Genomic DNA, 11,367 nt, shown 5'->3' with positions numbered 1-11,367 from the left:
TAAAAACCAGTAATTTAACTCAAACACTATTTATATGACAAATATTGAAAATAAAATATTTTCATCTTACGAGAGAGATTCTGAGTTGTATGATGAAATTTTTGATGCTGAGGGAAAAATTAAAGAAGTTTATCAAAAACTATTTTCCCTTTATGGTGAGCAATCAATTGACGATTATGTGAAACTAAACACCAAGGCAAAAGCTTCCTTTTTTAATCAAGGAATTACATTCCAAGTCTATGGTGATAAAGAAACTAAGGAGAAAATATTCCCTTTTGATCTTTTTCCTCGAATAATAGACGCTACAGAATGGGACATTATTGAAAAAGGATCCATACAAAGAAGTAAGGCTTTAAATCTATTTCTTTGGGACATTTACCATGATAAAAATATTATTCGTGATGGTATTGTCCCGATGGATCTAATAAGTTCTTCTGCTAATTACTTAGAACAAATGAATGGGATAGATCCTCCCGGGGGTATTTACAATCATATTTCTGGTATTGATGTCATAAAACATAATGATGGTAAATATTATGTTTTAGAAGATAATATTCGTTGTCCATCTGGCGTAAGCTATGTAATCTGCAATAGAACAGCTTTAAAACGTGCACTCTTTGGTGTCTTTAACCATTACCAAACCTATTCTGTCACGAATTATGCAGAAAACCTTTTAGACCTTTTAGAAAGTGTAAAGCCTCAGGGCGTAGACATTCCTAATTGCGTAGTCATTACACCTGGGATGTACAATTCTGCCTTTTACGAACATTCCTATTTAGCTAAAACAATGGGTGTTGAACTTGTAGAAGGTCGAGATTTATTTGTTGAAAATGATTTTGTATACATGAAAACTATAAAAGGACCTTTAAAAGTAGATATTATCTATAGAAGAATTGATGACCAGTATATAGATCCTTTAGAATTTAAGGCAGACTCTGCCATTGGTGTTCCTGGATTATTTGCCGCATACAAAAAAGGAAATGTAACCCTAGCAAATGCACCCGGTACAGGAGTTGCAGATGATAAGGCTGTTTATACGTACATGCCGCAAATTATTAAATATTACTTAGACGAAGAGCCTATATTAAGTAACGTACATACGTACCATTGTTCAAGACCTGAAGAGTTAAAGTATGTTTTAGAAAATATTGGAAACTTAGTCATTAAACCTGTTGATGAAGCTGGGGGTTATGGCATATCTATAGGAAACAGACTTAGTAAAGAAGAAATAGAAGTTGTAAAAGCAGAAATCTTAGCCAGTCCAAGAAAATATGTAGCGCAACCTATAATGTCTTTATCTGTACATCCTACCTATATTGATGATTCTGAGAAATTTGAACAACGCCATGTAGATCTAAGAACATTTACGGTCTTGGGCAAAGACAAAGAGTTTGTACTTAAAGGCGGTTTAACACGCGTAGCACTACAAAAAGGAAATTTAATTGTTAATTCATCTCAAGGCGGTGGTTCTAAAGACACTTGGGTACTAAAATCTATATAATATATGCTAGCAAGAGTTGCAAATAATCTATTCTGGATGGGTCGTTATATTGAACGTTCAGAACATATCGCTCGGTATTTAAACGTCAATTACTTTTCATCCTTAGATGCACCTAATCAACTTTCACAATCAAGACAATTTGTATTGCGGTCCATGCTTTTTATGGTTGGAGACCCTGAGGAAGACGATAGTAAAATTCTTAATGAACAAAATGTTTTATTTAAAATAGGCTTAGATCACCAAACCCATTATTCCATTATTAATAATATTAAGTCCGCACGTGAAAATGCCAATAGTGCCAGGGATTTAATCTCTACAGAGTTGTACGAGGCAATTAATAAGTTTTATCATTTTACATTAAATTATAATTCAGACGTATTTGTAAAAAATGGCTTGCATGATTTTACACTACATGTAACAGAAATGACTGATATCTTAAGAGGTAAAATTAGAGGCACCCTACTCCACGACCCTGTGTATGCCATTATCATGTTAGGCATAAATATGGAACGTGCCACACAAGTAATTAGAATTATAAATTCTAAAAACAAAGATGCTCTAAATTCTCAGGGAAGTTATGGCGATAAATTTAGTAAAAGCTTTGAATGGACTACCTTATTAAAATGTGCAGAATCATATGATATGATGAGAAGACATTACAAGAAAGCGCCAACAAGTATTTCTACTTTAGAATTTTTAATTTTAAATCCTAATTGTCCGCGTTCTATAATGAATAGTTTAAACCAAGTTTACTACCATATTAAGGTCTTGGACACCACCACAAATTACAACAAAAATTCAACAGCATTCTTAATTGGAAAAGTAAGATCAGAAATTCAATACAAGCATATTGAAGAGATAGAATGCAATATTCAAGAGTTTATAGAGAATATCTTGATTAATCTAACAGAAATAAGTTTAAAAATGGAAAAAGAATTCTTTAACTACTAGACTATTTCTAACACATAGAATTAATAGCAATTTTTTAAAATTATGTCATTAGCATATAGTATCCTATATAGCACTACAAACACCTATGAAAATTTGGTGCATAGTGCTTTTTGGCAATTTCTAATTATCCCAGAAACTAATGACAATCAAGAATTCATTGAAATTAAATTTAAAAACTCTTTGGGTACACCTAATGAAGTTTCTATAAATGGTTATGGTTTTGAAACCATACGCGTAAATCCTAAAAAATCCTTTAATGAGATTGAATTTACAGCAAACTTTAAACTAATTAAAAAGGATATAAATCCATTCGATTTTCAAATTTTCACATCTATTGAACAAGATTATGAAAAACTAAATTCTCTAGATTTTAAAATAGACTTCAATCGGTTTTTAAGGAGTACTCATTTCACTTCTTTACCCAAAAGTAAAGAAGCTATTTTTTCTTTTGATGTAGCAAAATCTATTTTTGAAAATGTACAAGACTTAAATAGTTTTACCTACGAGCACCTCTACTTTAAAGTTAATGTAACCAATGTAGAGACTACTTTAAATAACATTATCATGAATAGGCATGGTGTTTGTCAAGATTTTACACACCTATTCTGTGCTATTGCTAGAGCGAACAAAGTACCCGCTCGCTATGTATCTGGGTACTTACATCAAGGAAATGGCTATTTCGGAGATTCTCAAATGCATGCTTGGGCAGAAGTATATATTCTTAATATTGGTTGGGTGGGCTTTGACCCTACCAACAATTTATTAGTTGGTACTAACCATATTAAGGTCTGTCATGGTAAAGACTACCAAGACTGTTCTCCTTTAAAAGGCATCGTATATACCCAAGGTCAAAACAGAACACATTATTCTGTACAAGTTAGTAGTCAGCAGCAGTAAATTATCTTTTTTATGATTAGAAGAGTTTTCAAGTAAAAAGAAACTTATTTTTGCTTCAAATTGAATAGCATGATAATTACTACAGACCTATACAAAGGTCTTTTAGATCGCCTTGGTGCGTTGAGGAGGTATCTTTGACGTTGATGCCAAGCTTATAGAAATAGAGAATGAACAAGAAAAAACATTAGCACCAGACTTTTGGGACAATCCTCAAAAGGCTCAGGAGCACATGAAGTATATTCAATCTAAAAAAAAGTGGGTTGATGACTATAAAACATCCGAAACCTTAGCTAATGACCTGGAAGTTCTTATTGAGTTTCAAAAAGAAGGTGCTATTACCGAGGAAGAAGTAGAAAAACAGTATACTAAAACACTAGACACTATAGAGAACCTAGAGTTCAAAAACATGCTTTCTGAGGAAGGTGATGAACTCCCTGCTATTATACAAATTACCGCAGGAGCCGGTGGAACTGAGAGTTGTGATTGGGCTGCTATGCTCATGCGAATGTATATGATGTGGAGCGAAAAAAAGGGCTTCAAAATAAAAGAACTCAATTATCAAGAAGGTGATGTTACCGGTATAAAAACCGTAACCTTAGAAATTGATGGTGAGTTTTCCTTTGGATGGTTAAAAGGTGAGAATGGAGTTCACCGATTGGTTCGTATTTCTCCTTTTGATAGCAATGCAAAACGTCATACCTCATTTGCCTCTGTTTATGTATACCCATTAGTAGATGATAGCATAGAGATTGCTATTAATCCTGCAGATATAGATATCACAACCGCAAGGTCTTCTGGAGCTGGTGGACAAAATGTGAATAAGGTTGAAACTAAAGTTCAACTTACGCATAAACCAAGTGGAATTCAGATTTCTTGTTCAGATTCACGTTCTCAGCATGAAAATAGAGCTACGGCATTAAAAATGCTTAAATCTCAGCTTTATGAAATTGAATTGCGTAAAAAGATGGAAGCCCGCCAGGAAATAGAGTCCTCTAAAATGAAAATTGAATGGGGTTCTCAAATTCGAAATTATGTGATGCATCCATATAAACTGGTAAAAGATGTACGTACCGCTACAGAAACTGGTAATGTTGATGCCGTTATGGATGGCGATATAGATAAGTTTTTAAAAGCTTTTTTAATGATGATGGGGCAGAGAGACGAAGAATAAATTAGGCTATAACTTTTAAAATAAATTATTATGATTACAATATATCACAACCCAAGATGCTCCAAATCTAGAGAAGGTTTAGCGGTACTTGAAAAATCAGGTAAGGAGTTTAAAGTAGTAAAGTATTTAGAAGATGTACTAACGGAAAAAGAACTTTCCGAAATCATTCATCTTTTAGATATTCCTGCCATTAATTTAGTCCGGAAAAATGAAAAAATCTGGAAGGAAGAATATAAAGGCAAGGAATTATCAGAAAAAGAACTCATAAAAGCTATGATTGCCCATCCAAAATTAATTGAACGTCCCATTATAGTAAACGGTACAAAAGCGGTAATTGGACGCCCGGCTTCTGATATCCAATCAATTATTTAATATTTGGTTGTTTGGCATAAAACTTGGTTAAATCATTTTAACAAACTTTTAACCAAGTCCGTTTAAACCTTAATTTAGTTTTATAATCTTATAATAGTATTAGCCATGAAAATATATTTAAAATCTTTAATTGCAATTTTAATTCTTGTGTTATCATCTGTAGAAATTAATGCCCAATATGGTAATGGAAGAAGCGGAAATGGTTACGGAAGACAAAGAAATTCCATTCCACAAGCGCAAACCCCGCAAGAAGAGCCAAAGGCACTTACTGCAGAACAAATTGTAGATAATGAAATGCCCAACATAACTGAATCTGTAGGATTAAATCCTTTTGAAGAAGCTATTGTTAGAACAATTTTAACCAAAAGTGTTCAAAAGCGAATTGAGTTACAAATTTTAAAATTGGCTCCTGACAAAACAAGAGAAGCCATGGAAAAAATTGTGAAAGAGCAAGAAGAAGAATTAAAAGAAGGATTACCAGAAGATAAATACGAAGCTTTCGAAAAGTTGCAAAAAGAAAGATTCAAATCAAAAAAGAAAAAAAAGAAAAAAAGAAAAAACAAAGATTAATTTAAAAACAGCATGAAACTACTTTTACCAATTACCTTACTACTACTCACACAATTTAACCTATCTGCTCAAAGGACACAAGAGCAAAACCCAATAAAAATAACAGGAATTGTAGTAGAACAAGACACCGGGCAACCACTAGAATATGCAACACTAGTTTTGCAAAGTGTAGATGACCCGAGTAAGGTTACTGGTGGAATTACAGATGAAACAGGTAAATATGAAGTAGAAACGCTGCCTGGAAAATATAATGTTAGCATAGAATATATAGGTTATAAAACCTACAGACTTTCTAATCAAACCCTGAATAAGTCTATAAATTTAGGTACGATACGACTTAACCCTGATGTTTCTCAATTAGAAGGCATTGAAGTGGTTGCAGAAAAAACTACTGTTGAGGTTCGTTTAGATAAAAAAGTATACAATATAGGTAAAGATCTTACCACAAGTGGTGCCAATGTTAGTGATGCATTAAACAATGTTCCCTCTGTTACTGTAGATGTAGATGGAGCCATAAGTTTACGAGGAAACGAAAATGTTAGAATTTTAATTAATGGAAAACCTTCTGCAATGGCAGGTTTTGGTTCTACAGATGCTTTACGCCAACTACCCGCAGATGCTATAGAAAAAGTAGAAGTAATTACGAGCCCTTCTGCTAGATACGATGCCGAGGGTACTGCAGGTATTTTAAATATTATTCTACGAAAAGAAAAAACATTAGGCTTTAATGGATCTATAAATACAACTATAGGTCATCCAACATCAAGTCAAATAAGCAGCAATTTAAATCTAAGAACAGACAAATTTAACCTATTTAACACGTTAGGCTACTCGTACCGTACATCACCTGGTAATGCATTTTTTGACAATACGTATACTAGTGGTGATTATGATAGAATATTTGAAGATAGAGACATTACTAGAAAGGATAAAGCCTTTAATGCTAATTTAGGAATGGAATATTTTTTAACTGAAAAATCTTCTATAACGGCTAGCGTTTTCGGTAGGTTTTCTGACGAATCAGATCTTACAGAAAATGAAAGTAAACGCTATGAAGGAACTACGGTTACCAATGAAACCTTTCGTACAGAAGATCAGAGTGAAGATGATAAAAGTTATCAGGTATCGTTAAACTACACTAACAACTTTAATGATGAAGGCCATAAATTAACTTCAGATTTTCAATACTCCTATGATGTAGAAGATATTTTAACCACAATAGTAGAAAACAATACTATACCAGACACTAATTTATTAGCAAGAGAAAACATCTATCAAGATGAAACTGAAAATGAATATTTATTTCAAGTAGATTATGTATTGCCTATGGGCGATGCTCAATTTGAAGCTGGTTATCGTGGTAGTTTTGAACAAAGCGTAACTGATTATCAATTAGACACTTTAAATCAGAATACAGCCCTATTCACTACTAATTTAGATTTGACGAATAAATTTAGTTATGATGAGAATGTCAATGCTTTCTATTCTCAATATGGTAATAAATATGGTAAATTCTCTTTTTTACTAGGCTTAAGATTAGAAAACACACAGTTGAAAGGCAAAGTAGCTTCTGAATATGATGAAGCTGCATTACAAGAAGTATTAGGATCAGAGATAGATCTAAACTTTGATAAGAACTATTTAGGCCTTTTCCCTACTGTAAATTTAATTTTAGAGTTAAGTGAAATGGAAAGTATTTCTTTAGGATATAATAGAAGAATCAACAGACCTAGAGGCCGTTATATAAATCCGTTTCCTTCAAGATCTAGTAGAACAAACGTATTTCAAGGAAATCCAGATTTAGACCCTGCTTATGCCAATGCTTTTGACTTAGGTTATTTAAAAAGATGGAAAAAATTAACATTGACCTCTTCTATCTATTACCAGAAAGAAACTAATTCATTTGAAAGAATTCAAGAAGAGACTGGAGAGCTTACTTCTGATGGTATTAACATCATAAGGTCATTGCCAATTAATCTATCATCCAATCAAAGAATTGGAGCCGAAGCCGGTATCCTATACAGTCCAACAAAGTGGTTACGTTTAAACGGTAGTTTCAACTTTTTCCAATTTGAAACCGAAGGTGTCTTTAACGATGTAGATTATGGTGCAAAAAACACAAGTTGGTTTTCTAGATTTAGCTCTAAAGTATCACTACCCTCAGATATAGATTGGCAAACTAATGTATTCTATAGAGGCCCTTCAGAGAATTCACAAACAGAAAGTAAAAGTATAACCTTTGTAAGTCTTGCTTTTAGTAAGGATGTTTTTGGTGATAACGGTACATTATCATTTAATGTAAGTGATGTTTTTAACTCTGCAAAAAGAAGATCTTATACGGAAACAGAATTTTTTACTTCAGAAAGTGAATTTCAATGGAGAAGAAGACAATTTACACTCGGGTTAGTTTACAGATTTAATCAACCTAAAGGAAAATCTAAACAAAAAGGGCAACAAAGGAATGATGATGATGGTGGGGACGAATTCTAAGTTTCGTTCCCTTATAGAAACAAAAAAGAAGCCAATTGGCTTCTTTTTTTATATTTATTTATTAGATAACAATTTAGACAAAAAAAATAGAATCTATTATTGCTCTTCTTCTTTCAGCTTTGCTTTTTTAGCATCACGCTTTTCTTTATAAAGCTCTATAAGGTTTCCTCCTAACCAGTAAGGTATTACAAAAGTTAATAGGAAAATCATTATCCAAAAACCTATTGTCAAAATGGTTAAAAACGCTAAAAAACCTAAATATTGGTCAAATTCAAACATGATATTAATTTTTATTATTACAAAGATACTTTGAAAATGATGAATAGTACAAATCAATTTTAAAAAAAAGTAGAATTATTTTCAAGAGACACTAAAAAAAAAGTACAATGCAATATCTTTGTAGTGTACATTAATAAATTTCTTATGAGTTTTAGAATAGAAAAAGACACGATGGGTAATGTAGAAGTTCCATCGGATAAATATTGGGGCGCCCAAACAGAACGTTCAAGAAACAATTTTAAAATAGGGCCAATTGGGTCTATGCCATTAGATATTGTATACGGATTTGCTTACTTAAAAAAAGCTGCAGCCTATGCAAATCATAAGTTAGGAGTTCTTTCTGAAGAAAAAAGAGATTTTATCGCCCAAGTTTGTGATGAAATTCTAGCAAAAAAACATGATGACCAATTCCCTTTAGTTATTTGGCAGACTGGTTCTGGTACTCAGAGCAATATGAATGTTAATGAGGTTATTGCAAATAGAGCACAGGAGCTTGCTGGCAGAATTATTGGAGCGGGCGAAAAAGTAATTCAGCCTAATGATGATGTAAACAAATCTCAATCTTCTAATGACACTTTTCCAACAGGAATGCATATTGCTGCATATAAGAAAATTATTGAGGTAACTATTCCTGGAGTAACGCAGCTACGTGATACATTACACAAAAAAACGATCGAATTTAAAAACGTTGTAAAAATTGGACGTACCCATTTAATGGATGCTACTCCCCTAACTTTAGGACAAGAATTCTCTGGGTATGTATCACAATTAGATCACGGATTAAAAGCATTAAAAAACACATTACCTCACTTAGCAGAACTTGCTCTTGGAGGAACAGCCGTAGGAACTGGTTTAAACACTCCTGAAGGTTACGATGTTATAGTAGCTGATTTTATAGCTGAGTTTACAGGATTACCTTTTGTAACTGCTGAAAATAAATTTGAAGCTTTAGCTGCCCATGATGCTATTGTAGAAAGTCATGGAGCATTAAAACAACTAGCGGTATCCTTAAACAAAATTGCTAATGATATTAGAATGATGGCTTCTGGCCCACGTTCGGGAATTGGCGAAATTATTATTCCAGCGAATGAACCTGGTAGTTCAATTATGCCAGGAAAAGTTAATCCTACGCAATGTGAGGCATTAACGATGGTATGCGCTCAGGTTATGGGTAATGATGTCGCAATTAGCGTTGGTGGTACTCAAGGACATTATGAGTTAAATGTATTTAAACCTATGATGGCGGCAAACATTTTGCAGTCTGCAGAACTTCTTGGAGATGCGTGTGCAAGTTTTGAAGAAAATTGTGCTGTGGGCATTGAGCCTAATCATGAAGTTATTAAGCAATTACTTAATAATTCATTGATGCTAGTCACCGCATTAAATACTAAAATAGGATATTATAAAGCTGCCGAAATTGCAAATACTGCACATAAAAACGGAACTACTCTAAAAGTAGAGGCTATTAATCTTGGGTATGTAACTGCAGAAGATTACGATGAATGGGTTAAACCAGAAGAAATGGTTGGAACTTTAAAATAAAATTAAAAAGACTCTTACCTGAAAAATTTCTAGTAAGAGTCTTTTTTATAATAGAAATAAGAATTCCAATCTCTTTGAAAATTTAGGATTTCTAATCGAAAATCCATTGTCTCTATTTAAAATATGTAAACAAACTTCATTTTCTATTTTTTTTCATGAATTTTATTTACACTCTAATTTTTATACTCCGTTAAGATATTCTACTTCCTATCAATTGCTCAAACAAAGAGATGAAAACTTCTTTTAAAAATTCTGAGTAAATGACTTCTTTACTTCAAGTTTATCGTAGGCCTTAGTACTACTTATTTTTTCTTTTTAAGCGTCTCTAAATCTGCATTAACACGTAAGATGCACAGGACTCCTAATTTTTTTCAATGTCTACTCTGATATGAAAATGCTCTAAAGGAATTTTAAGTAATTCAGAAACTTTTTTACCTGCATCTAATACCCTTGATTAGACGGAATTCCTAAATACATATATCTTTTGGCGAAAGGGTTTACATTTTCATGGTATCTGCCAAAACATCATATTTCAGTGATTTTTCCTAAAATTTGTGAAGTAAAATCAGGAAGTAAATCACAAAGACCTACATCTCTATTTTGTAGTGTAGGTTGGCAATTAGAGATTCATGTAAAAAAGAAAGGGGCAATCTAATGAAAGATTACCCCTTTTTTGTTAATGGTTAGTCTAAGACTATTTTAAAGTGAACTTACTTGTTCCTAGTAATTTAAGTTTGTTATCATACACGTTAACCATGTAGTTTCCTTTTTGGAAATCTCCTGATGGCTTGTTGATGTAATCACAAACATCTAAAGCTTTATTTTCATAATAGAATGAAGTTGCTTTACTATACGTTACAGAAGCTCCTGAATCACTAGTTTTAGTAAAACTCTCTCCTAAAACATTTCCTTGAGGATCTAAAACTTCAATATAAAAAGCTTTATCACCAGCTTGTGCAATTGTGTTATTTGTAAGTGTAAAACACACTTTAAATTTATCTGTTGCACCAGCTCTAGACGTAGAAACTAATTTTCCACTATTACGTTCTTTTACTGCATCTACCGCTAATTTAGAAATGTTTAATGCTGAACCTCTTTCAACAACATTTGCTAATTGTGTATTTTGCACTACTAAAGAATCGTTGAAAACAGTTTGTTTTTCTAATTCTGTAAATGTACTATCTCTTTCCATTACCAATCTACCATTAGAACGAGTTAAAGAATCAACTTTTCTAATTAATTGTTGTCTTTCTTTTGTAAGAATACTCACTTGTCTTCTATATTTCCCTAAAGCAGAAATATCAAGTTTCATAGTCTTAACAGAATCAATATATTTTGCGATATTATCTCTTGCGCTTACTAACTCTTCATTAGTTGCATTACTTTCTAAAATTGCTTTGTCATATTCAGAACGTAGACTTGTTAAATCTTCTACAACCAATTCTTTTTCTTTGCTAAGCTTGTCTGTGTTGTCTTGTTTTTCTTTATAAAGACTCACGGTATAAATTACCAATCCAACCAACAATACTAGTAATAGACCAGCTATAACTTTTAATCCATTGTTACTTTTTGTTTCTGCCATAATTTAAAAAAT

The 11,367-nt window shown here is 32.6% G+C and carries 10 protein-coding genes; 8 read left to right on the top strand and 2 right to left on the bottom strand.

Annotated features, from left to right (window positions below; genetic code table 11):
- The first annotated feature begins 34 nt into the window (after window positions 1–34).
- The 7 genes from CELAL_RS17135 (at window position 35) to CELAL_RS17105 (ending at window position 7,952) form a co-directional block, all read left to right on the top strand.
- Window positions 35–1,501, top strand: a complete 1,467-nt coding sequence (locus CELAL_RS17135) for a circularly permuted type 2 ATP-grasp protein (RefSeq protein WP_013552147.1) — start codon at window positions 35–37, stop codon at window positions 1,499–1,501.
- A gap of 3 nt (window positions 1,502–1,504) precedes the next feature.
- Complete coding sequence (locus CELAL_RS17130) at window positions 1,505–2,452, top strand: alpha-E domain-containing protein (RefSeq protein ID WP_013552146.1); 948 nt, start codon at window positions 1,505–1,507, stop codon at window positions 2,450–2,452.
- 42 nt (window positions 2,453–2,494) lie between these two features.
- Window positions 2,495–3,349, top strand: coding sequence for a transglutaminase-like domain-containing protein (locus CELAL_RS17125; RefSeq protein WP_013552145.1), 855 nt, complete (start codon window positions 2,495–2,497; stop codon window positions 3,347–3,349).
- A 72-nt stretch (window positions 3,350–3,421) separates the two neighbouring features.
- Window positions 3,422–4,520 (top strand): peptide chain release factor 2 gene (gene prfB, locus CELAL_RS17120; protein ID WP_245529702.1). Its coding sequence is split into 2 segments (ribosomal slippage): window positions 3,422–3,484 and window positions 3,486–4,520, totalling 1,098 coding nucleotides; the frame shifts between segments, so codons are not numbered across the junction.
- A 30-nt stretch (window positions 4,521–4,550) separates the two neighbouring features.
- Window positions 4,551–4,892, top strand: a complete 342-nt coding sequence (arsC, locus tag CELAL_RS17115) for an arsenate reductase (glutaredoxin) (RefSeq protein WP_013552143.1) — start codon at window positions 4,551–4,553, stop codon at window positions 4,890–4,892.
- Window positions 4,893–4,997: 105 nt separating this feature from the next.
- Complete coding sequence (locus CELAL_RS17110) at window positions 4,998–5,462, top strand: hypothetical protein (RefSeq protein ID WP_013552142.1); 465 nt, start codon at window positions 4,998–5,000, stop codon at window positions 5,460–5,462.
- 12 nt (window positions 5,463–5,474) lie between these two features.
- Window positions 5,475–7,952, top strand: coding sequence for an outer membrane beta-barrel family protein (locus tag CELAL_RS17105; RefSeq protein ID WP_013552141.1), 2,478 nt, complete (start codon window positions 5,475–5,477; stop codon window positions 7,950–7,952).
- A 96-nt stretch (window positions 7,953–8,048) separates the two neighbouring features.
- Here CELAL_RS17105 and CELAL_RS17100 read toward each other — a convergent pair whose 3' ends face one another.
- Window positions 8,049–8,231, bottom strand: a complete 183-nt coding sequence (locus CELAL_RS17100) for a hypothetical protein (RefSeq protein ID WP_013552140.1) — start codon at window positions 8,229–8,231, stop codon at window positions 8,049–8,051.
- A gap of 144 nt (window positions 8,232–8,375) precedes the next feature.
- Between CELAL_RS17100 and fumC the strand changes: the two genes are divergently transcribed.
- The gene (gene fumC, locus CELAL_RS17095; protein WP_013552139.1) at window positions 8,376–9,773 is read left to right on the top strand and encodes a class II fumarate hydratase; all 1,398 of its coding nucleotides are present in this window, start codon (window positions 8,376–8,378) and stop codon (window positions 9,771–9,773) included.
- Window positions 9,774–10,467: 694 nt separating this feature from the next.
- Here fumC and CELAL_RS17090 read toward each other — a convergent pair.
- The gene (locus tag CELAL_RS17090) at window positions 10,468–11,355 is read right to left on the bottom strand and encodes a hypothetical protein (RefSeq protein ID WP_013552138.1); all 888 of its coding nucleotides are present in this window, start codon (window positions 11,353–11,355) and stop codon (window positions 10,468–10,470) included.
- Window positions 11,356–11,367: the final 12 nt, after the last annotated feature.

Origin of the sequence: Cellulophaga algicola DSM 14237, assembly GCF_000186265.1 — a bacterium.
GTDB classification, from domain to species: domain Bacteria; phylum Bacteroidota; class Bacteroidia; order Flavobacteriales; family Flavobacteriaceae; genus Cellulophaga; species Cellulophaga algicola.
This window is presented reverse-complemented; position numbering and strand designations above follow the sequence as displayed.

Coding starts and splice junctions, on each gene's coding strand:
- CELAL_RS17135 (WP_013552147.1), top strand. CDS start 35: ATGACAAATATTGAAAATAAAATATTTTCATCTTACGAGAGAGATTCT.
- CELAL_RS17130 (WP_013552146.1), top strand. CDS start 1,505: ATGCTAGCAAGAGTTGCAAATAATCTATTCTGGATGGGTCGTTATATT.
- CELAL_RS17125 (WP_013552145.1), top strand. CDS start 2,495: ATGTCATTAGCATATAGTATCCTATATAGCACTACAAACACCTATGAA.
- arsC (WP_013552143.1), top strand. CDS start 4,551: ATGATTACAATATATCACAACCCAAGATGCTCCAAATCTAGAGAAGGT.
- CELAL_RS17110 (WP_013552142.1), top strand. CDS start 4,998: ATGAAAATATATTTAAAATCTTTAATTGCAATTTTAATTCTTGTGTTA.
- CELAL_RS17105 (WP_013552141.1), top strand. CDS start 5,475: ATGAAACTACTTTTACCAATTACCTTACTACTACTCACACAATTTAAC.
- CELAL_RS17100 (WP_013552140.1), bottom strand. CDS start 8,231: ATGTTTGAATTTGACCAATATTTAGGTTTTTTAGCGTTTTTAACCATT.
- fumC (WP_013552139.1), top strand. CDS start 8,376: ATGAGTTTTAGAATAGAAAAAGACACGATGGGTAATGTAGAAGTTCCA.
- CELAL_RS17090 (WP_013552138.1), bottom strand. CDS start 11,355: ATGGCAGAAACAAAAAGTAACAATGGATTAAAAGTTATAGCTGGTCTA.